Origin of the sequence: Vibrio pectenicida (assembly GCA_024347015.1) — a bacterium.
Taxonomy (GTDB): domain Bacteria; phylum Pseudomonadota; class Gammaproteobacteria; order Enterobacterales; family Vibrionaceae; genus Vibrio; species Vibrio pectenicida.
The window spans coordinates 2948932-2969970 of the sequence record AP024889.1 but is presented as its reverse complement, the minus strand read 5'-3'; the positions used below and the strand labels follow the sequence as shown (position 1 = coordinate 2969970).

The 21039-nt window shown below is 43.4% G+C and carries 20 protein-coding genes; 12 read left to right on the top strand and 8 right to left on the bottom strand.

What is annotated here, in order from left to right; all coding sequences use genetic code 11:
• Positions 1-7 precede the first annotated feature (7 nt).
• Both OCV27_RS13675 and OCV27_RS13670 read left to right on the top strand, forming a co-directional pair.
• Entirely contained in the window at positions 8-481 is a 474-nt protein-coding gene (locus tag OCV27_RS13675) for an FxsA family protein (protein ID WP_125320770.1), read from the top strand.
• A gap of 309 nt (positions 482-790) precedes the next feature.
• Positions 791-3391 (top strand): ExeM/NucH family extracellular endonuclease, encoded by a 2601-nt coding sequence (locus OCV27_RS13670; protein ID WP_125320769.1) that lies wholly within the window; start codon positions 791-793, stop codon positions 3389-3391.
• A 68-nt stretch (positions 3392-3459) separates the two neighbouring features.
• On the opposite strand, the gene OCV27_RS13665 is transcribed toward OCV27_RS13670, so the two are convergent.
• On the bottom strand, positions 3460-3840 hold the full coding sequence (locus OCV27_RS13665; RefSeq protein WP_125320768.1) for a hypothetical protein: 381 nt from the start codon (positions 3838-3840) through the stop codon (positions 3460-3462).
• A gap of 271 nt (positions 3841-4111) precedes the next feature.
• Here OCV27_RS13665 and OCV27_RS13660 point away from each other — a divergent pair, with 271 nt between their 5' ends.
• The 5 genes from OCV27_RS13660 (at position 4112) to OCV27_RS13640 (ending at position 9883) form a co-directional block, all read left to right on the top strand.
• Positions 4112-4690, top strand: coding sequence for an aminodeoxychorismate/anthranilate synthase component II (locus OCV27_RS13660; protein WP_125320767.1), 579 nt, complete (start codon positions 4112-4114; stop codon positions 4688-4690).
• 388 nt (positions 4691-5078) lie between these two features.
• Complete coding sequence (locus OCV27_RS13655) at positions 5079-6293, top strand: aspartate aminotransferase family protein (protein WP_125320766.1); 1215 nt, start codon at positions 5079-5081, stop codon at positions 6291-6293.
• 197 nt (positions 6294-6490) lie between these two features.
• On the top strand, positions 6491-7510 hold the full coding sequence (gene astA, locus OCV27_RS13650; RefSeq protein ID WP_125320765.1) for an arginine N-succinyltransferase: 1020 nt from the start codon (positions 6491-6493) through the stop codon (positions 7508-7510).
• Positions 7511-7527: 17 nt separating this feature from the next.
• Entirely contained in the window at positions 7528-8985 is a 1458-nt protein-coding gene (astD, locus tag OCV27_RS13645) for a succinylglutamate-semialdehyde dehydrogenase (RefSeq protein WP_125320764.1), read from the top strand.
• Between the two features lie 100 nt (positions 8986-9085).
• On the top strand, positions 9086-9883 hold the full coding sequence (locus OCV27_RS13640) for a DUF1338 domain-containing protein (RefSeq protein ID WP_125320763.1): 798 nt from the start codon (positions 9086-9088) through the stop codon (positions 9881-9883).
• Positions 9884-9932: 49 nt separating this feature from the next.
• Here the strand turns inward: OCV27_RS13640 and OCV27_RS13635 are convergent, their stop codons facing one another.
• The 7 genes from OCV27_RS13635 to OCV27_RS13605 form a co-directional block, all read right to left on the bottom strand.
• Positions 9933-10796, bottom strand: coding sequence for a type 2 periplasmic-binding domain-containing protein (locus tag OCV27_RS13635; protein ID WP_125320762.1), 864 nt, complete (start codon positions 10794-10796; stop codon positions 9933-9935).
• A 124-nt stretch (positions 10797-10920) separates the two neighbouring features.
• Entirely contained in the window at positions 10921-11553 is a 633-nt protein-coding gene (gene crp, locus OCV27_RS13630; protein ID WP_009602948.1) for a cAMP-activated global transcriptional regulator CRP, read from the bottom strand.
• Positions 11554-11795: 242 nt separating this feature from the next.
• Positions 11796-12665, bottom strand: coding sequence for a phosphoribulokinase (locus tag OCV27_RS13625; protein WP_125320761.1), 870 nt, complete (start codon positions 12663-12665; stop codon positions 11796-11798).
• An 82-nt stretch (positions 12666-12747) separates the two neighbouring features.
• Positions 12748-12966 carry a YheU family protein gene (locus OCV27_RS13620; RefSeq protein ID WP_125320760.1) on the bottom strand — a complete coding sequence of 73 codons (219 nt, stop codon included), beginning with the start codon at positions 12964-12966 and terminating at the stop codon, positions 12748-12750.
• A 39-nt stretch (positions 12967-13005) separates the two neighbouring features.
• Entirely contained in the window at positions 13006-13983 is a 978-nt protein-coding gene (locus OCV27_RS13615) for a hydrolase (RefSeq protein WP_125320759.1), read from the bottom strand.
• An 8-nt stretch (positions 13984-13991) separates the two neighbouring features.
• Positions 13992-14471: a TIGR02444 family protein gene (locus OCV27_RS13610; protein ID WP_125320758.1), complete on the bottom strand. Its 480-nt coding sequence runs from the start codon at positions 14469-14471 to the stop codon at positions 13992-13994.
• Positions 14468-16390, bottom strand: a complete 1923-nt coding sequence (locus tag OCV27_RS13605) for an ABC transporter ATP-binding protein (protein ID WP_125320757.1) — start codon at positions 16388-16390, stop codon at positions 14468-14470. The genes OCV27_RS13610 and OCV27_RS13605 overlap by 4 nt, the downstream gene beginning before the upstream one ends.
• A 170-nt stretch (positions 16391-16560) precedes the next feature.
• On the opposite strand from OCV27_RS13605, the gene kefG reads away from it, so the two are divergent.
• The 5 genes from kefG (at position 16561) to OCV27_RS13580 (ending at position 20935) form a co-directional block, all read left to right on the top strand.
• Positions 16561-17169, top strand: a complete 609-nt coding sequence (gene kefG, locus OCV27_RS13600) for a glutathione-regulated potassium-efflux system ancillary protein KefG (protein WP_125320756.1) — start codon at positions 16561-16563, stop codon at positions 17167-17169.
• Positions 17159-18955, top strand: coding sequence for a glutathione-regulated potassium-efflux system protein KefB (gene kefB, locus OCV27_RS13595; RefSeq protein WP_125320755.1), 1797 nt, complete (start codon positions 17159-17161; stop codon positions 18953-18955). Before kefG ends, kefB begins: the two co-directional genes overlap by 11 nt.
• Positions 18956-19022: 67 nt before the next feature.
• Positions 19023-19226: a YheV family putative zinc ribbon protein gene (locus tag OCV27_RS13590; protein WP_420919468.1), complete on the top strand. Its 204-nt coding sequence runs from the start codon at positions 19023-19025 to the stop codon at positions 19224-19226.
• A gap of 94 nt (positions 19227-19320) precedes the next feature.
• A complete protein-coding gene (slyD, locus tag OCV27_RS13585) occupies positions 19321-19866 on the top strand; it encodes a peptidylprolyl isomerase (protein WP_125320753.1) in 546 nt (181 codons plus the stop codon).
• 127 nt (positions 19867-19993) lie between these two features.
• The gene (locus tag OCV27_RS13580) at positions 19994-20935 is read left to right on the top strand and encodes an isoaspartyl peptidase/L-asparaginase family protein (RefSeq protein WP_125320752.1); all 942 of its coding nucleotides are present in this window, start codon (positions 19994-19996) and stop codon (positions 20933-20935) included.
• The last annotated feature ends 104 nt before the right edge of the window (positions 20936-21039 follow it).

Sequence of the window (21039 nt, the reverse complement as noted above, 5' to 3'; positions counted from 1 at the left end):
AGGGCATGTGTTTGCTATCGTATTCTTAATATTCGTATTGATTCCTGTTATCGAGATTAGTCTGTTTATCTCGGTTGGAGGCTATTTTGGTTTATGGCCAACAATTGCAATGGTCTTTTTGACTGCATTTCTTGGTGCCTCTCTGGTACGTAGCCAAGGCTTACAAACACTACTTTCTGTGCAAAACCGTCTTCAGCAAGGAGAGCTACCAGCGCAACAAATACTTGAAGGGGTGCTGCTTGCGGTTGCTGGTGTATTGCTTTTTATTCCTGGCTTTCTAACTGATGCACTCGGTATGATAGTGCTATTACCTGCTCCTCGTCGAGCTTTGGCAAAATACCTGATGACTAAAATGGTGGTAAAATCAGCCGCGGGTTTTGATGGTCATTTTGAACAACGTAGCGATAATGATGGTCATACTTTTGAAGGTGAATATCAACGTAAAAATGATGACGATAGTAACCATTTGAATAAGCCATAGAGACCGCCTGGGCGTGTTTTCCTTGCGCCCATTTTACGATTGAACTTTCCTTCTATTTGAGTTGGAGCGATTATCCCCCCGATCCTCAATTTGCAACAAGCATTTCAATCCAATTTAAAGTTTGACGTTTATTCAAATATTCATCTTACCTATGAGATCAAAATCTCAATGTCATTGAATTTTGTTTTTAGTTTCATAAAAAACATCAACACTGGTCGAGCTTTATAAGTCTTTTCTCAACAGGAAAAGGGAATTGAAACGCGCTTTCTAAACCCTACATAGCAAAGGAAGCGATGCAAGGTGGACAGAATGAAACAAAAACTAACTCCTACCCTACTTGCAGCAATGGTCGCAAGTGTTCTCTCTACGCCAGCAATGTCTGAGATTATCATTTCTCAATACGTCGAAGGTAGCAGTAATAATAAAGCCATTGAAATTGCCAACACAGGTAATAGTCAGGTGTTACTTAATGGCTACAGTTTGGCCAAATCTATCAATGGTCGTGGCCAATGGGATAGCCAGCTGCCATTGGACGGTAAAGTCATACAGGCTAAAAGCGTCTTAGTGATTGGTCATTCGCAATCAAGCGATGACATTAAAAACGTCAGTAATTTTCTAGAAAAGGATGTGCTTGGCTTTAACGGTAATGATCCGATTGCCTTGCTTAAAAATGGTCAAGTACATGATGTAATCGGTGATATGGGCGGAAGTGATTTTGCAAAAGACGTCACTTTGACGCGCAGCCAAGATGACTTTTCTCCTTCTTCTCGTTATCAAGCTTCAAATTGGCTAGAGTTAGATAAGAATGACATTCAAGGTTTGGGTGAGCTTAATGGCGGTCAAGCGCCAGAGCCGTTTGCTTGCGAGCAAGACGGTCAGGACCCAGTCTTTACCTCAATTCATGACATTCAAGGTGCAGGCGATTCTTCTCCTTTACTCGATAAAGGTGCCTTCATATCTGATGAGGAAGTGTATGTACAAGGTGTAGTCAGCGCCGTCACCAGCGGCCTGACTAAGGGGTTTTATCTACAAGCGCTTAACGATGATGGTAACCCTAAAACCTCAGAAGGCCTGTTTGTTGAAACCAATCAATCTCAGTCTGAGCTTAAACCAGGCGATCTAGTCTGCGTTAAAGGTAAAGTGCAGGAAAACTATCAGCAGACTCAGCTAAAAGCAGGTAAAAACACTTGGGTTAAGCAGGGTGAGCAAACTCCCCCAGTTGCAACAGGTATTGATATTTTTGCCGATGATACCAGCTTTGAGCAAACGCTAGAGCGCTATGAAGGTATGTTGGTTAAGACAAGTGCTAGTCTTGATATGCGAGTCACGCGCACCTTCGGCTATGATTATGCGGCTAAGCGCAATAATATGGTGTTAGCACAAGGGAGCATCAATATGCACCCAAACCAACTCTTTGCCGCAGGCTCAGAGAAGGCCAAGCAGCAAAGTATTGATAATAGTCAGCGGCGATTGTTTATTGAATCTGACAACAAAGCGCCAAATGGTATTATCCCTTATTACCCTGACTTTGGTCTCACTGACGTTGATCAAGATGGCTCGACCGAAGATTATATTCGCATTGGCGATACCATTGTTGGCATTGAAGGCGTACTGAGTTATAGCTATGGAGACTATCGTTTAATTGCGACCAATCGTGTAACCAATGAAAACTTTATTCGCCGCTACCCACGTACTCAATCACCAGAGGTTAAAGAAAAGGGTGATTTGAGAATCGCGACCTTTAACGTGCTTAACTATTTCAACTCCCCCTTTGGTGGAGACAATAACCCAAATGGGGGCAACCGAGGCGCTAAGACCTATGCTGAGTTTGAAATTCAGCAAGCCAAGATTGTTAATGCCATTTTGCGCCTTGATGCCGATATTATAGGTTTAATGGAAATTGAAAATAACGGCTTGGGAGAAAATGGCGCGATTGGCCAGCTTGTAGAGCAGTTGAATCAGCATATCGACAACAAAAAAGATCGCTATAAGTTTGTTGCTATTGATAGCAATGGCGACAAAACCATCGACAAAAACGATTATATTGGTACTGATGCCATTACCACAGGGGTCCTTTATCGCACGAGAGTGGTCAAGCTCAAAACACCGCGTGTAATTGAAATGCCAAGCCAACAAGCCCCACAAGTGCTTGATGACGATGGTAAGGTCATTGAAGATGGTAAGAATTACCAGCGTAATGCACTGGCTCCAACTTTTCAGGTCAAAGATACCGATAAATTGATAACCGTTGCGGTCAATCACTTCAAATCAAAAGGTTCCAAATGTTGGGAAGACGCTGCGCCAATCGAGCAAGGTGGGCAAGGTGGGCGAGACCCTGACAAGCAAGGTGCGTGTGAAAACTTCCGAGTTTCAGCGGCGGTTGCCTTGGGGGATACACTGAAAAACATTAAAGGCCACAAGGTGATATTGGGTGACTTGAATGCTTATGGTAAAGAAGACCCCATGCTGGTGCTGACCGATTATAGCCAAAAGCAATATGGCAAAGTGATTAAAGCGGCGCGCAATACCTATATTGGCGGCGCTGAGCAGGTTGGCGATCAGGGTGAGGTTATTCATCACAGCTATGGCTACATTAATGCGATTGCTGCTAAGCACCCAAATAATTGGAGCTTTTCATACAATGATGAAGTAGGCGCGCTCGATCATATTTTGATTAGTCCAAGCCTTGAAGAATATATGGCCGATGCCACTGAGTGGCATATTAATGGCGGTGAATCGACTCTGTTTGAATACGGTGACAGATACACAGGCGATTTGCCAAAATATACCGATCACTTTCGCTCGTCAGATCACGACCCTGCGGTGCTTGAGTTAAAAATGGCTGGCTCATTTGGTTTTGGTGCTGTCTTATCTTTATTTGGCCTAGCCCTATGGCGCAGACGTAAATAGCTGAATGGAGGCCATATTAGAGCTTATATTAAAATAGAAACCGCCACTGCAAACAGTGGCGGTTGATGTTATGAATCGTAAATATTGGTGGGTGTTTCGGTTTCGCAGCGCTCTAAATCATAGTCTAGCGTTATCGCGCCTTTGCCTCTTCTAGCCGCTCTTAACACCATGCCGCGCTCTAAATACCAACGTAAGTCTTCACATGCTAGGCGGTAGGTTAACTCTTTCGAACGAGCAGGGCTCCAGCGATAGTTTCCTGATATATAGCGGGAATAATAGATAACGCCGTTGTCTAACACTTTAAAGTTTTCTGCATCTTTGAAATTCTTTTTCGCTTCATCGATGGTTTCTTGCGAGGCCGTGGTGTGGATATTTTCAACTGGGGTGGTTTGGCAGGCACTTAATATGAAGGTTGAAAGTCCAGCCACTGCAATATGTTTTAGTTTCATTTATAGTTCTCGTTTATTTAATAACAATCTTATTTGATAACAACCATGTTAACTTTTTAATAAGCGGCAAATTATAGAGATATCAATTATCAATAGGTAGTAATTGTTATATAAATGTGCGATAAGTCATTTCTTTACTGAGCGACGATTTAACCAGGCCTTATGTGCTAAGCCTTTTTCTCTTGCTTTGTCGAGTTAATCCTTGCCTTTCGGCTTTGGTAATGCACAATACCGCCTCATATATGCGATTTATCAAAACTGTTTAAGAGCTATGCTGCTGATCATCGATAATTACGACTCCTTTACCTACAACTTGTATCAGTACTTTTGCGAGTTGGGCGCAGAGGTAAAAGTGGTACGTAACGATGAACTTAGCCTTGAAGAAATTGAAGCGCTTAACCCCACTCATTTGGTGATATCACCAGGTCCATGTACGCCAAATGAAGCAGGTATCTCACTCAGTGTGATTGAGCATTTTGCAGGTAAATTGCCAATTTTGGGCGTTTGCTTAGGCCATCAAGCAATTGCGCAAGTTTTTGGCGGAGAAGTGGTGCGTGCACGTCAGGTGATGCACGGTAAAACATCTGCCATTTGCCATAATAACCGCAGCGTATTTACCCAACTCAATAATCCACTCACGGTCACTCGTTACCACTCGCTGGTGGTCAAAAATGACAGTTTACCCGATTGTTTTGAGCTGACCGCATGGACAACGCGAGAAAATGGTTCAATGGATGAAATCATGGGCTTTCAACATAAAACCCTGCCTATTGAGGCGGTTCAGTTTCATCCTGAGTCAATTAAAACAGAACAAGGCCACGAGCTACTGGCTAATTTCTTACGTCGATGAGTGATTTATCTCCAGCTAAATTCTGATAGTGATCACTTTTCTAACATTTTTTTCATATTTCATCCTGCGAATATGTTGTGAAAAACTATTCGTCGTCTCTTTGGTGCCCAACGCTCCAACCTTGTTATCACTATGTTTAACGACAGCTTATGTTAGCTATAAGAATATATTGCTTCATAAAAGCAGTGACTTAGTGCATAAATACTCAATGTAAGTGAAGAGACGTCTTTTCATAGTCGAATAAAAAGAATAATTCACTATTGAAATGGTTAATTAAATGTAAATACAATGCCGTAATTGCTTATATGCAAAACAAAATGTGCTTTCCTTAATAAGGAAGCAAGGATGCAAAAATTGCCCGGCATGCGGTATCGAGAGGGAATGTGCAATGACAGTTGAAAATAAAGTAGAACGCGGTTTGTTTGATGAGGTCATGGTACCTTGTTATAACCCAATGGAAATAGTGCCTGTCAAAGGTGAAGGTGCTCGCGTTTGGGATCAGCAAGGTAAAGAGTACATTGACTTTGCTGGTGGTATCGCGGTGAGCTGTCTTGGACACTGCCACCCTGCGATGGTAAGCGCCTTGACCGAACAAGGTCAAAAGCTTTGGCATCTTAGTAATGTGATGACCAATGAACCAGCTCTTCGTCTGGCGAAAAAACTCACCGAAAAGAGTTTTGCAGAGAAAGTGTTTTATGCCAACTCAGGAGCAGAGGCAAACGAAGCAGCGCTTAAGCTTGCTCGTCGTTACGCTGCCGATAAATTTGGTCCAGAGAAGTCTGAAATTATCGCCTTTAAACAGGGCTTTCATGGGCGTACTTTCTTTACCGTTACTGTAGGTGGACAAGCGGCATATTCTGATGGTTTTGGTCCAAAACCGGGTGATGTAACCCATTTACCATACAATGACATTGAGACCTTACGTGCTCATATTTCAGATCGCACTTGTGCGATTATGATGGAGCCTCTACAAGGTGAAGGCGGTATCATCTCGCCAACAGATGAGTTTGTACAAACGGTCCGTGAACTGTGTGATAAGCACAATGCTCTGCTTATTTTTGATGAGGTGCAAACAGGCAACGGCCGTACAGGTCATTTTTATGCTTATCAAGGCCTTGGCGTAACCCCCGATATTCTTAGCACAGCAAAATCACTTGGTGGCGGCTTCCCAATTGGCGCTATGCTGACGACGACCGCGCTTGCTGAGCACCTGAAAATTGGTACTCATGGTTCGACTTATGGCGGTAACCCGCTAGCATGCGCAGTGGCTGAAGCTGTGGTGGATATTGTTAGTGATCCAGAAACACTTAAAGGTGTTGCTGAGCGCGAAACATGGTTTAGAGATGGCTTAAATAAACTCAACGAAAAATATCAGATGTTTGCTGAGATTCGTGGTAAAGGTTTGTTGCTTGGCGCTGCGCTAAATGATGAGTGGCAAGGCCGTGCTCGTGATGTATTAGTTGCTGCAGGTAAAGAAGGTTTGATGATTCTGGTAGCTGGCACTAATGTTGTGCGCTTTACCCCATCACTAGTGATCACTAAGCAAGAAGTAGAGCAAGGATTATCAAGGTTAGATAAAGCTTTAGCGACGCTTAGTAAATAATTAAAACCCATGGAAGATAGGCTCTTAAAGTCGATCTTCCTTTTCCGGTTCCACACATTATGTATTCCCAACGCTAAGACGATACTCAGATCTTAATTAAATATAACCTGTTGTGAATACCACTTGGCTGCGATGAAAAAATTTAGCAGTAAGTCGATGATAAGTGGTACTGGCACATGCATCAGGAGGGAATATCGATGCTAGTTGTTCGCCCGATAACAATGTCGGATTATGATGCTTTGCATACATGCGCTGTCGAATCTGGACATGGATTCACATCACTTCCGGTTAATGAAGAATTGTTGACCAATCGAATTACACATTCCGAATACAGCTTCAGTAAACCCAACGTGATTGAGCCCGGTGACGAAGGTTACTTGATGGTTGGTTTTGATAGCGACAGCGGTGAAGTAGCTGGATGTACGGGTGTTGAAGCTTCTATTGGTTGGGATGTGCCATTTTACTCTTATCATATCAGTACCATAGTTCATTCTTCACCTAAGCTTGATGTTAATAACGTAGTTAAATTGCTGACTTTTGGTAACAACTACACAGGTTGTAGTGAGATTTGTACTTTATTTCTAAGGCCCAGCTTTCGCGGCGGATTGAACGGTCGGTTAATGTCAAAGTGTCGTTTTTTGATGATGGCCGAGCACCCACATCGTTTTTCTAACACGGTATTTGCCGAAATGCGCGGCGTGTCTGATGACGAAGGTAACTCACCATTTTGGCAATGGTTACAAGAGCACTTTTTCTCCATCGATTTCACTATGGCGGATTATTTAACAGGCATTGGTAAGAAAGGCTTTATTGCTGATCTTATGCCTAAACTGCCGATTTACATTAATTTGCTCAGTAAAGAGGCTCAGGCAGTTATAGGGCAAGTTCATGAAAATACCAAACCTGCACTGCGCTTACTTGAAAAAGAAGGCTTCACTTGCCGCAACTATGTAGACATTTTCGATGGTGGTCCTTCGGTTGAGTGTGATGTGCGTAATATTGAGTCTGTCCGTCATTCCTTCCGTGCAAAAGTAACAATTTCCGAGCACTCTAGCTCGCAAGATTACCTGATTTCAAATACTTCTTTTGAGCATTTTAGAGCGGTGGCGACTAAGGCTGCGTATGATCAGGCCTCTGAGTCTGTAATTTTATCTCCGGAAGCGGCTGAGGCTTTGCAAGTTAAGCAAGGCGACTATGTTCGCATGCTGGCCCAGTAATTGAGAGGAATGACAATATGACACATTGGATTGCGGGTGAATGGCTTGTTGGGCAAGGCGAAGCGATGAGCTCCACAAGCCCATATAACAACGAAGTTATTTGGCAAGGTGACAGTGCCTCGCCTGAACAGGTTGAATCTGCTGTTAATGCGGCTCGAGCTGCATTTACAAGCTGGAAGAAAAGTACCTACGCTGAACGTGAAGCAATAGTGCTCGATTTTGCCGAAAAATTGAAACAGAACGGCGAACAAATCGCTGAGATTATCGCTAAAGAAACGGGTAAACCCTTATGGGAGACCAGAACGGAAGTGGCGGCAATGGCTGGAAAAATAGCCATCTCAATTCGTGCGTACCATGACCGTACCGGTGAAGTGCAGCGTGAAGCTGCTGGCAATCATATTGTTTTACGTCATCGTCCCCTAGGTGTATTGGCCGTATTTGGTCCTTATAATTTCCCGGGTCACTTACCAAATGGACACATTGTTCCCGCGTTATTAGCCGGCAATACAGTGGTCTTTAAGCCATCGGAGCAAACACCATTGACAGGTGAGTTCGCGATGAAGTTATGGCAACAAGCAGGTCTACCTGCTGGTGTGATTAACTTGGTTCAAGGCGCTAAGGAAACAGGCGTTGCACTCGCTGAGTCAAAAGGCATTGATGGCCTTCTATTTACTGGTAGCGCTAATACCGGTCATATTCTCCATCGTCAATTTGCAGGTCAACCGGACAAAATGCTAGCTCTAGAAATGGGCGGCAATAACCCCATGGTAATTTCTGAGCAATACGGGGAGCTAGATGCGACGGTGTACACCATTATTCAATCGGCGTTTATTAGTGCAGGCCAACGTTGTACATGTGCGCGTCGTCTCTATATACCGGTCGGCGAGAAGGGTGACGTATTGATCAGTAAATTGCTTGAAGCGACGCAGAAGATTCTTGTTGGTCAACCATTTGCTGAACCAGCTCCCTTTATGGGGCCACAGATTTCAAAAGCAGCAGCGGACTTTATTCTTCAAGCTCAATCAAATCTGGTCAAATTGGGTGGGCAAAGCTTATTAGAAGCAAAAGCGGGTGAAGCTGCGTTTGTCACGCCGGGTATCATAGATGTAACGTCAATTGCTGAGCTACCTGATGAGGAATACTTCGGCCCTTTACTTCAGGTGGTTCGATATCAAGGCTTAGAGAAAGCCGTTGAGTTAGCCAATGACACGCGTTTTGGTTTGTCGGCAGGTTTAGTTTCAACCGATGGTGATGAATGGGACTATTTTGTGGATAACATTCGTGCTGGTATTGTGAATCGTAATCGCCAGCTTACTGGTGCAAGTGGTGATGCCCCATTTGGTGGGCCCGGCGCGTCAGGTAACTTGCGCCCTAGCGCGTATTACGCTGCTGATTATTGTGCATACCCTATGGCGTCAATGGAAGGTGGTGAAACTGTCTTACCTGCAACACTTAGTCCTGGTGTGGAGCTATAAATCGTAAAGAGATCCCACTTACTTTAGGGATGATAAAGGCTTGCTGAATCGACTTATCAGTGAGCCTAATTCCAACTAGATAACCCGACAAGGAGGCGTTATGACGCCAGAGGTTTTGTTTCAGTCGTTATGGAATGACTATATTCAACGCTTGTGCCCTTCTGCAGATAAAGTTCACCAACTGTTGCAAGAAAGTGAACCACTTATCAACGATCATATCGCATTGCGCACGTTTAACTTAAGCCCAGTAAGCATGGAAGTCATAGCTCAACCTTTTATTGATATAGGCTACGTTCCGTGCGGTGATTATCAGTTTGAGGCGAAAAAATTGGTTGCTAAGCACTATGAACACCCTGATCCCAATCAACCTAAAGTGTTTATTAGCGAGTTAAAAGTAGAAGAGTGCTCCCTAGAGTTACAAAATATAGTAATCAAATTAGTTAAACAAGTGGATGCTAATCAGCTAAGTGGTCATGAATTTTTATCCGCTGGACGTCTTTGGGAACTGAGTTTTGAAGACTACCAGCAATTAGCAAAAGAGAGTGAATACGCATCTTGGCTTGCAGCTCATGGTTATGGTGCAAATCATTTTACCGTTAGTGTCAATCAACTTGATGCATTTGAGGAAGCTAAACAAGTTAATGATTACCTTCGTCAAGCAGGCTTTAAAATTAACGAGTCGGGTGGTGAGATTAAGGGGTCACCTGAAGTTTTGCTTGAGCAGTCCTCGACTATGGCGGATAAAGTGCCAGTTTCTTTTACAGAGAGCACTCAAACAGTCCCTGGCGGCTTTTATGAGTTCGCAAAGCGTTACCCAATGAATAACGGGGAGCTGTACCCTGGATTTGTTGCTGCATCGGCAGATAAAATTTTCGAAAGTACCAATAACGAGTCATGAACGGGAATCAAAATACTGAAAAAAAAGGCGCCATTTGAGGCGCTTTTTTCTATTTTGCCACACTCAGCCAATATTGATCTGGAATAGAGCGAGTCTCTTCACTCAGGTGGGGGTTATCTATACTAAATGCTTTTCTGCTTGTTATACCGGCTTGTTCAAAGGTTTTTTTCACTAGAGGTGCTTGTTCAAAGAATTCAACAAAGGAACCGTCTTGGTATGAAGCCTCAAATGCTTTTTTTAGCCTTTCTGCCACTTCTGGGCTTTTAGGGCTAACAAAGAGCAACATGGGAAAGCGGTAAATCAGCATCAGTGTGTCATCAACCACTAAGTTGGTTAATTGGCTGCGCTGGGCAACTTCACTATAGGGTTCAATAACAGCTCTAGGGAATAAATCAGTACGCTCGCTATCAACAATGCGGAAAATATTATCAAAGCTTGGGACTTCTCTGACTTTAAATCCACCCGATTTTAAGACTTTGACATCTGCCCAGCCTTGGCCCTGTATTATGCCGAGCTTACGCAATTCTTCTATGTTGTTTATGGTCCCCAATTTGGCTGCAGTAGTTTTGTTAGTGATAAAAATACGGTGACCGAGTAGCCCTCGAAAAACAGGGTAGCGAATAGGGATTAGCTCTTGCTCCAGAGTCTTATCTGCACCTAGCCAGTCAATGGTGATTTTACCATCTTTAAGTAGGTTAACTTTACGAGATTGGGAATCAACAGGCGTTTTGTAAGGTTGGAGTAAAATGCCTTCACCTGATTTATCGACAAGAAATTGAATGAGGTTAATAGCGTAGCGATCGAGTTCTGAACCTTCTCGAGGTATAGGGTGAATTATGGTGGTTTGGGCAACTGCCAGTGACGAAATAAGACTGCAAACCAGTAACAGCTGAGAAATAAGTCTTGTTAGCATGAGTCTATCCTGTTTGAAATTTACGGTTAAAATTCAAACTAAGGTTAGAATAGAGCAAGGTAATTAACAAACTTGAAATTTAAGCCGAGCTAATTTTAACTCGGCTTAAGATTTAGATTGCTGGTTATCGAGTGCCGTATACGACGATCGTTTTACCATGTGCTGAAATTAGATTTTGCTCTTCCAACATCTTCAAGATACGACCAACCGTTTCACGTGAACAGCCAACAATCTGGCCAATTTCTTGGCGAGTAATCTTGATCTGCATGCCGTCTGGGTGTGTCATTGCATCAGGCTGCTTAGCTAGATTTAGTAGTGTCTGCGCAATGCGGCCAGTTACATCCAAGAAAGCAAGGTCACCCACTTTTTGGCTGGTCACTTGCAAGCGACTCGCCATCTGTGAAGATAGGCGCATTAGGATATCAGGATTGACTTGAATAAGTTGGCGGAATTTCTTGAACGAAATCTCCGCTACTTCACAAGGCGACTTAGCTCTAACCCATGCTGTACGCTCTTGGTCTTCTTCGAACAAACCAAGCTCACCGATAAAGTCACCTTGGTTTAGGTAAGACAGTATCATTTCCTTGCCTTCTTCGTCTTTGATAAGTACCGCAACTGAACCTTTGACTATGTAGTAAAGCGTCTCCGCTTTCTCACCAGCATGGATCAATGTGCTCTTAGATGGGTACTTATGAATATGACAGTGTGAAAGGAACCATTCTAATGTTGGATCAGTTTGAGGTTTACCTAGAACCATAATATCTCACTTCCTCTGCAGGGTACGCTTGCTACTTTCCATGTTTTAGCTAAGCCTTGAATCAAGACCTACTAGGATAAGAGCACTTTACAAATGCTGCAAGCCATCTTTGTTTCTGTTTCAAATAGTATCTTTTTTTTGAATTGATTTCTTGATTTTAATCGCCTGTGATTGGTTATTTCGTACGCAAAAATGTGCACATGATCACGGTATGAAAAGTAATCGTGTATCTAAAGTAAGTCTTAACCAATTTTTCCGGTTTCAATTAATTGTTGAAGTATCGGACGAACAATTAACTCAACAGCAAAACTCATCTTTCCTCCAGGTACAACGATGGTATTGTGTCGCGACATAAATGAGCCGTCTATCATTGCCAGCAAGTAAGGGAAATCAACATTTTTAATACCACGTAGACGGATAACAACAAAACTTTCATCAAGGCTCGGGATCCCCTTGGCATTGAGTGGATTTGAGGTATCGACGGTCGGTACTCGTTGGAAGTTAATATGAGTTCGAGAAAATTGAGGAGTGATGTAGTTTAGGTAATCATCCATCGAGCGTACGATCGAGTCCATCACTGCTTCTCGGGAATGACCTCTATCACGGGTATCTCGAACAAACTTTTGAATCCACTCAAGATTGACGATAGGTACCATGCCAATTAGAAAGTCAACATGCTGCGCGACGTTAATATCACCATCAACGACACCACCATGTAAGCCTTCATAAAACAATACATCAGAGCTTTCTGGAAGCTCTTGCCATGGAGTAAATGTGCCCGGCATTTGATTGAATGGGACCGCTTCATCAAAGGTATGGAGATAACGGCGGATTTTACCAATGCCGTCATTACCATATTTACGGAAAAACTCTGCCAAAGTAGGAAAGTCATTTGCTTGAGGCCCAAAGTAGCTAATATGCCGCCCTTGCTCTCTGGCTTTGCGAATTTCAACGTCCATTTCGGGGCGCGTAAAGCGGTGGAAGCTATCACCTTCAACCCAAGCGGGTTTAACCTTCATCATGTTGAACATCTTGCGAAAAGCTTCGGATGTAGTTGTAGTTCCGGCACCTGAAGAGCCAGTAACGGCGATAACTGGATGTTTTGCTGACATGCCAACCCTTGTCTATGAATAACTGTCCATTGTTGCAGTTCACTATAACATGCTTTGTTAAGGCAGCACTGTATGCTGTGCTCTAAAAAGAAAATTTTTGTTTGAGCTGGATATCAACTGTATCGTGAAGTTCCGAGAACACCACAACGGCTTCTCCAGATTCGAGTTGGTGTTTAATTTGGTCAATTTTGTCTTGTAAAGGTACCTCGGATGTTCCGTAATCGGTACCTTCACGGAGTACGAATTCTTGAATTAAGTTAGCTAGAGTTTCGGGAGCAATTTGTTGCCAAGGAACGATCATAAATACCTCTTTCTTTTATGTTCGATGGTGTGTAATGCATTATGTAGATAAAGCCCAACTTTGATAGTAAGCAGGCAGTGCCTCTTCAAGCCAGAACTTAGGTCTTATAGCGCTTCCGGTTACAAAGCCGACATGACCGCCCTGCTCAAATAATCGATAGTCGATGTTGCTAGGTAATGCATATTTAGGTATCACTGCCTCTGTCATAAAAGGATCGTCTTTCGCATGGATGATTTGCAAGGGAAGACGAATGTCCTTAAGTTTGTGAATGCCAGAGCAGCGCTGATAATAGTCTTGCGCACCTTTAAAACCATGTAATGGTGCTGTGATTAAATCATCAAATTCATAAAGCTTGGTTACACGTTTAATGCTTTGGTAAGAAACGTCTAACTCGCCTTTAATTAGGTGATGTTTTCGCAGTGCATTTTTTTTCAATGAAGCAAGTAAGTAGGTTTTGTAGATTTTTGAAAATCCTTGTTCGATGCGCGCAGAGCAAGCCGATAGGTCTAAAGGTGCTGATATAATTGTTGCAGCAGAGATAATAGGCTCTTTGTTATATTGCGCGAGGTAATTCGCCAACATGTTACCTCCAATTGATATGCCGACTGCAACTTTTGTCTGATTAGGAAGCTGGAGGTTTATATGCTCAAGGAAATAGCGCGCATCTTCTACCTCACCTGAATGATAGCTACGTGCATTGCGGTTGGGCTGGCCGCTGCAACCGCGAAAGTGCATCATCACGGATAACCAACCTTGCTTGGCAAAAGCATGCATTAAACCATTGGCGTATGGGCTATAAAAACAACCTTCTAGGCCATGAAAGAGAATAAAAATTGGTTTTTTTTGTGCTTGTGCAGTTTGCCAGTCTTCGCTCCATGCGAGGTCTATGAAATCATTATCTTGAGTATCAAATCGTTGCCAGATTGGCTCAAATAATGCCTTTTTCCGGATAAAGCGAGGGACTAACGTCTGCAGGTGTGGATTGGATAAACCTTTGGCTGCAGTGAAATTTGTCATAGCAACTCCTATTGATGAGTAAGGTCATCTATTGGCTGAGCAAACGCTTGGTGTAAGTGTTCCCCCCCGAGTTGACGACAATACCTTAATGTCAGAGGATCTTTTTTATTATGCAATAACGTTATACTGTTGATGCAGTCAACTAGGTCAGATTGTTGCTGCTTTTCAAGCTGTAGTTCAAACTGGAGTGATTCACGATACAAGGTCTCAGGAATATGAAACTTAAGCTTGCGTCGTAAATCTCGGTAGCTGTGTAGCAAGGTTTCAGAGCGACCTAGACACTGCTCGACTTTATGCCAATCTTCGTCAAGGAAAGTGGCTTGCTGTTCATCGAGCCATTTAAGCAGCAGGAGAAGGTTGACGTTGCCTTTGAACTGGTTTTGTAAAATGAGGCACGCATCTTTTACTTCCCTGACGCTATAATATTGCAAGCTAAATTGCCACAGGCGTTCTAAAGTTAGGGACACTGATACGTGCTTTGAGCTCATTGGCTATTAAACTCCTGTTCCATGTTTTCTAGTTCTTCTTGTTGTGCCATCCATTCTAACTCGATGTCTTCAAGTTCCATTTTGGCTTGGCTCTGACTCGTTAATACTTGATTAAGTTTAGCTTTATTTTCCAACTCATACAGTGCGCTATCGGATAATTCTAATTCTGCTTGGCTGAGTGCCGAGCTTAAACTATTCATTTGAGCTTCTAATTTGGTCAAGGCTTTGCGAATAGGTGCTGTTTGTTTACGTAGTTCAGCTTCACGACGCTTTTGTTCTTTTTTTGCGGCAGCGCTGTTAGCGGTGTTTTTTTCTGGTAATTGGGCCTGTGTTTCGCGACGTTCGGCTTTTTGTTGTTCAGTTAGCCATTTGTAGTAATCGTTAAGGTCTCCGTCAAAAGGCGCAGCCTGTCGGTCATGTACTAGATAAAGATCGTCGGTGGTCGCACGCAGTAAATAACGATCGTGAGACACTATCACCATCGCCCCTTCAAAGGTCTGCAGGGCAAACGTTAATGCTTGACGCATATCGAGGTCTAAGTGGTTGGTAGGCTCATCAAGCAGCAGTAAGTTGGGTTTTTGCCATACAACCAGAGCCAAAACCAAGCGAGCTTTTTCTCCCCCAGAAAATGGTGCAACTGGGTCTAGGGCTTTATCACCCTGAAAACCAAAGCTGCCCAGATAATTGCGTAGTTCAAGTTCATTTTTGTCCGGCGCTATCTGCATCATGTGCTGCATAGGCGTTTCTTGTGGGTGAAGTGTTTCCAATTGGTGCTGGGCAAAATAGCCAATTTTCACCCCTTGTGAGTAGGTGAGATTGCCACTTTGGGGGGCTAGTTCTCCCGATAATAGCTTGATAAGTGTCGATTTGCCCGCCCCATTTCGGCCCAGCAAGCCGATACGGCTACCTGGTACAAGGTTGAGACGAATTTTTTCTAGGATCAGGTTGTCATCATAGCCTGCTGAGACTTCATCCATCATGATGATTGGATTGGGTAGCGCATTGGGTTGGCGAAACTCAAAGCTGAAAGGGTTATCGAACTGCGCTGGCAGGACCTGCTCCATTTTCTCTAGAGCTTTAATTCGGCTCTGAGCCTGACGCGCTTTCGAGGCTTTGTAGCGGAAACGGTCAATGTAACTTTGCATGTGTGCCATTTGCTTTTGTTGCTTCTGATACATGGCTTGTTGGAGAATCAACTTCTGCGCCCGTTGGGTTTCGAAGGACGAATAGTTACCTGTGTACTCATTGAGGTGCTGATTCTCAACATGAATAATACGGTTAACGACTGGGTCTAAAAAGTCTCGGTCATGGGAAATTAAGATTAGAGTTCCAGGGTAATTCTGCAACCAGCGTTCTAGCCACATTACAGCATCAAGATCTAAATGGTTGGTTGGTTCATCAAGTAGTAATAAGTCTGAGCGGCACAGCAGGGCTTGGGCGAGGTTTAAACGCATTCGCCAACCACCGGAAAATTGGGTTAGGTTCCAGTTCATCTGTTGCTGAGAAAACCCAAGGCCATCGAGTAGCTCAGCGGCGCGGGCACGGATGCTGTAGCCACCGATGGTTTCTATTTTTCCATGCAACTCGGCAACTAGAGTTCCATTATCGTCCTGCTCGGCTTTGGCAAGCTTGACTTCCAGACCGCGGTATTCACGATCACCGTCAATGACATAATCCAAAGCTTGTCGTTCTATTGCAGGGGTTTCTTGAGCGACCCATGCTAATTCCCAATGAGAAGGGCAACTGAAGTTACCGGCATCAATAGAGAGTTCGTTTTTAATCAGTGCAAATAGGGTTGATTTGCCGCAACCATTTTTACCCACTAAGCCAATTTTATCGCCTGGGTGAATGGTTGCTGAGGTATTATCCAGTAAGGCTTTACCACCCCGAAGTAGTTGGATATCAGAAAAGGTAATCATAGTTTTACGCTTTATTGTTTATTATTTAATAGTTCTCTTATCGCGTCGAATAGTAGGAGGAATGAGATAAAATGTCGATCATTGCGTTATGCTTAACAACAACGTATAACAAACTCATACTGATAAAAACTCTCTTATGTCTTGAGAATAAAAGGATGACTGCTTAAAACATGGCGGTAAATGATTTAAACACTGACTTTCCCGAAGTCGCAAAAGTTCTGGTGATTTATGCTCATCCTGAATCACACGGTTCGGTTGCGAACCAAGTTATGATCAAAAAGATCGCTTCGCTTGAACAGGTCACCGTGCGTGACTTATATGCCTACTATCCTGATTTTTTCATCGATGTTGATGCGGAGCAGCAACTCCTTTTAGAGCACGATGTAATTGTATTCCAGCACCCTCTCTATATGTATTCTTGTCCAGCATTACTTAAAGAGTGGATGGATAGAGTATTAGCAAAAGGCTTTGCCTACGGCAAAGGAGAGGCTCTGAAAGGTAAGTATTGGCGCAGCATAATTACCACTGGCGGTAATGAAGAAGCTTTTTGTAGTGAAGGGTATAACCGATACCCCTTGTCTGAAATACTTCAACCTTTTGAGTTGTCAGCGGCCTTGTGCCAAATGCATTGGATTGAACCTTTGGTGCTTTACTGGGCAAGGAATATTTCTGAGGTAGACCGCTATCAACACGCTGAAAATTATTGCCGTTGGCTACTCAATGTGACCACAGATTTGGCTACCAGTATTGATATCAAAGGAGACCCGCTTGGCACTTGAAAGTGATTTCTTACAAAGCAGCGTGATTTTTTTGACCGCTGCGGTTATTGCGGTGCCTCTCGCTCAGCGGTTAGGACTGGGTTCAGTTCTTGGTTATTTGTTAGCTGGAGTAGTAATTGGTCCTTGGGGCTTTAGCTTAATCAGTGACGTTGAAGCCATTTTGCACTTTGCCGAATTTGGCGTGGTACTGCTGCTGTTTCTGATAGGTTTGGAGTTAAATCCCAAAAAATTGTTGCAGATGAAAGGGCCAATTTTAGGGCTTGGTGGAGCTCAGGTTGTTATTTCAACTGCAGCTATAAGTATAGTGGCCTACTTTTTTGGGCTCAGTTGGCAAACAAGCTTAGTCATAGGTATGGGACTGGCACTTTCCTCGACGGCTATTGCCCTAAAGGTGATAGAAGAGCAAGGGTTGGCTGGTAGTGAAACTGGTCAATCTGGCTTTGCTGTACTTTTGTTTCAAGATATTGCTGTTATCCCCATGTTGGCGATTTTGCCTATTTTGGCGGGTAACACTGTGGGTAATTGGTCTGATGCTATTTGGATGTTGTGCGGCGTAGTAGGGTTGCTGGTAGGTGGGCATTTCCTGCTACGTCCTTTGTTTCGCTATGTCGTTTTAAGTGGTGTACGAGAGCTATTCACTGTTGCTGCTTTATTGCTAGTTATTGGTATTGCTTTATTGATGAAGCACCTTGGCCTATCCATGGCGTTAGGTACTTTCCTTGCTGGAGTACTGCTTGCTGAAAGTGAATACCGACATGAGTTAGAGATTGCGATTGAACCTTTTAAAGGGTTGCTGCTTGGTCTGTTCTTTATCGCTGTTGGTATGGCGGTTAATTTGGGCTTGTTGGCGCTAGAGCCACTAAACGTATTGGCCGCAGTATTTGGTCTGGTTGTAATTAAAGGTTTGATTCTGTATTTCCTTGCAAGATTATCTGGCGGGCGGCCCAAAGTACGTAGCAAGATGGCAGCAATTTTGAGCCAAGGTGGTGAATTTGCATTTGTTATTTTTACTGCGGCGAGTAAAGAAGGGTTGATTGCTCCTGAGCAAAATGCCTTCTTATTGGTTGTGGTGAGTTTGTCCATGGTGACTACACCTCTGCTTTTGATGGCTCAAAGTAAGTGGTATGCACGGGGGTTAAACTTTGATGAGTCAGGGCTAAAGCACAGTGATGTTGTTAATCGACAACCTCGTGTGATTATTGCTGGTTTCGGTCGTTTTGGTCAGATTATTGGTCGTTTAATGTATGCCAATAAAATACGGGTCACGGTATTGGAAAGTGATGCCAGCCAGATTCACTTATTGAGAAAATATGGATATAAAGTATTTTATGGTGATGCAACCCAGCTTGATTTGTTAAGAGCAGCAGGGGCGAATAAAGCTGAAGCCATGGTGATATGTACTGACTCGCCAGAAGAGATCATGAAAATTGTTGAGTTATGTAAATATCACTTCCCGAACCTTAAACTCTTTGCTCGTGCGAGAAGCCGAGTTGAGGCCTACCAGTTGATTGGCCATGGTGTCGAAAATTACTCTCGCGAAACTTTCTTAGGTGCATTGGACCTAGGGCGTCAAGCTTTGGTTGAACTTGGTATGCATCCTTATCAGGCTAAACGAGCGGAAGCTCACTTTAAAAAGCTTGATCATGGCATGTTGAAAGAGTTACTTCCTCAGCACCATGAAGATAAGCAACTGGCGATGAGAGCTAGGGAAGCCCGCAAAGAATTGGAAGAAATCTTTGGTCGGGAAATGGAAAGAGATCAACAATCAAAGAACTTTTGGGATTAACTCCAAACCCTCTTTGCCCTACTAGCGTAAAAGTATCGTTAGAGGAGTTTATGGGTGATGTATTGGAATGAAAAAAATGAAAAAAAGATTTATTGCAGGTGCTAGTTGTCCTAAGTGTTCCCAGCAGGATACTTTGCGTTGGTGGATAGAGAATAATATTGAGTTAGTCGAATGCGTTGAATGTGAATATCAAGAACAACGTAAGCCACAGGTTGTCGAAAAAACTGAACACGCACAACAAGAGATGATCGGAATTTTTAAGCCAGATTAATTGAGTTTCTGTAATTGATCCCCATAATAGCGGCATAGAAAACGTTAAATCGGAGCAATTATTTGCTCCGTTTCTTTATCTCCTTGGAGTCATTATGAAAATTGAAAAGAATGTGGTAGTGAGCCTAGCTTATCAAGTAAAGCTAGAAGATGGTGTAGTTGTTGATCAGTCGACAACAGAAGCGCCACTCGATTACTTGCACGGCAATAGTAACCTGATCACAGGACTTGAAACAGCTCTTGAAGGTAAAGAAGCAGGTGCTCAGTTTTCGGTAACAGTTTCCCCTGAAGAAGCCTATGGTGAGCATAACGATGGACTTGTACAGCGTGTACCTGCAAACGTATTCCAAGGTGTTGAGCAAATTGAAGTAGGCATGCGCTTTCTAGCAGATACTGACCAAGGCCCTATTCCAGTCGAAGTGACGGAAGTGGATGGTGATGATGTCGTGGTTGATGGCAACCATATGCTAGCCGGACAAATACTGACATTTGATGTTGAAGTCGTGGCAATTCGTGAAGCCACTGCGGAAGAAATTGAACATGGTCATGTTCATCAAGCTGATGGTAGCTGTGGTAGCCATGATCACGATCATGCTGAAGATCATGATGACTGTTGTGGTGGCGGTAGCTGTAGTAACTAATCGCAGTATAATTTCCTGAGCAGTGTGTTTAGGTTACTAATTTTAAGCGCAAGATTAAGAGATTAACTTGCGCTTTTTGTTTATCTCAGGTGTGATGAAAAGCAAATATAAACGACAGGAGTACAACGTGACTAAACCATTCTCAATGGCCATTCACGCCGGTGCTGGTACTATTTTACGTGAGCAGATGTGTGAAGAGTTAAGCTCAGATATTCGTAATGAACTCGAAAAGTCGGTTCGCGTTGGTCATGAGATTCTTACTCATGGCGGTGATGCAATGGATGCAGTGGTTGCAGCTGTTAAAGTACTTGAAGACTCAGTTCATTTTAATGCAGGGCGTGGTTCAGTATTGACCGATAAAGAAATCGTTGAGATGGATGCCTCTGTAATGCATGGTAAAGAGGCTAATGCTGGCGCAGTGGCTGGCGTGCGTCATATTCGTAATCCGGTTGAGCTGGCGCGCGATGTGATGGAACGCAGTCCGCATGTGTTACTTATTGGTGATGGTGCAGAAGAGTTTGCTTTTGAGCAAAAGCATCAATACACAGAACAAGATTATTTTGTTACCGACCGTCGCTATGACCAATTGCAGTCGATGAAACAAAAGGGTTTATTCGCCTTATCTGAATCTAAGTATCCTGATGATAACAAACATGGCACTGTGGGTGCTGTTGCGTTAGATCAACTTGGCAATCTCGCTGCCGCAACTAGCACTGGAGGGGTTACCAATAAAAAATATGGTCGAGTAGGGGATTCTTCCATCATTGGCGCAGGTACATTTGCAGAAAATGGTAATGTTGCCCTGTCAGCGACAGGCATGGGTGAATACTTTATTCGTAAAACTGTAGCCAGTGATATTGCGGCTCGTATGCGTTATCTAAAAGAAGATGTGCGCACCGCAAGTGAAGCTGTAATCCAAGGTGAATTAAAGCTGATGGGAGGGGAAGGTGGCGTGATTGCTATTGATAGTAAGGGAGCCATTCACTTCGCCATGAACAGCAGTGGAATGTATCGCGCAAGTATCGGCCTTGATGGTGCATTAGTGGTCAAGATCTACGCTGACGAATAGGTCTTAAATTATGTTTAATGCTAGTGCTCACAAGGGGTTAACGCTTGATAACCTACCTGTAATTAAAAAATGACTGCAACGAATGTAATTCGGTGCTAGAATCC

Coding starts and splice junctions, on each gene's coding strand:
- OCV27_RS13655 (WP_125320766.1), top strand. CDS start 5,079: ATGACAGTTGAAAATAAAGTAGAACGCGGTTTGTTTGATGAGGTCATG.
- OCV27_RS13605 (WP_125320757.1), bottom strand. CDS start 16,390: ATGATTACCTTTTCTGATATCCAACTACTTCGGGGTGGTAAAGCCTTA.
- OCV27_RS13615 (WP_125320759.1), bottom strand. CDS start 13,983: ATGACAAATTTCACTGCAGCCAAAGGTTTATCCAATCCACACCTGCAG.
- OCV27_RS13640 (WP_125320763.1), top strand. CDS start 9,086: ATGACGCCAGAGGTTTTGTTTCAGTCGTTATGGAATGACTATATTCAA.
- astD (WP_125320764.1), top strand. CDS start 7,528: ATGACACATTGGATTGCGGGTGAATGGCTTGTTGGGCAAGGCGAAGCG.
- OCV27_RS13620 (WP_125320760.1), bottom strand. CDS start 12,966: ATGATCGTTCCTTGGCAACAAATTGCTCCCGAAACTCTAGCTAACTTA.
- OCV27_RS13665 (WP_125320768.1), bottom strand. CDS start 3,840: ATGAAACTAAAACATATTGCAGTGGCTGGACTTTCAACCTTCATATTA.
- OCV27_RS13660 (WP_125320767.1), top strand. CDS start 4,112: ATGCTGCTGATCATCGATAATTACGACTCCTTTACCTACAACTTGTAT.
- OCV27_RS13625 (WP_125320761.1), bottom strand. CDS start 12,665: ATGTCAGCAAAACATCCAGTTATCGCCGTTACTGGCTCTTCAGGTGCC.
- OCV27_RS13590 (WP_420919468.1), top strand. CDS start 19,023: ATGAAAAAAATGAAAAAAAGATTTATTGCAGGTGCTAGTTGTCCTAAG.
- astA (WP_125320765.1), top strand. CDS start 6,491: ATGCTAGTTGTTCGCCCGATAACAATGTCGGATTATGATGCTTTGCAT.
- crp (WP_009602948.1), bottom strand. CDS start 11,553: ATGGTTCTAGGTAAACCTCAAACTGATCCAACATTAGAATGGTTCCTT.
- OCV27_RS13670 (WP_125320769.1), top strand. CDS start 791: ATGAAACAAAAACTAACTCCTACCCTACTTGCAGCAATGGTCGCAAGT.
- kefG (WP_125320756.1), top strand. CDS start 16,561: ATGGCGGTAAATGATTTAAACACTGACTTTCCCGAAGTCGCAAAAGTT.
- OCV27_RS13610 (WP_125320758.1), bottom strand. CDS start 14,471: ATGAGCTCAAAGCACGTATCAGTGTCCCTAACTTTAGAACGCCTGTGG.
- slyD (WP_125320753.1), top strand. CDS start 19,321: ATGAAAATTGAAAAGAATGTGGTAGTGAGCCTAGCTTATCAAGTAAAG.
- OCV27_RS13635 (WP_125320762.1), bottom strand. CDS start 10,796: ATGCTAACAAGACTTATTTCTCAGCTGTTACTGGTTTGCAGTCTTATT.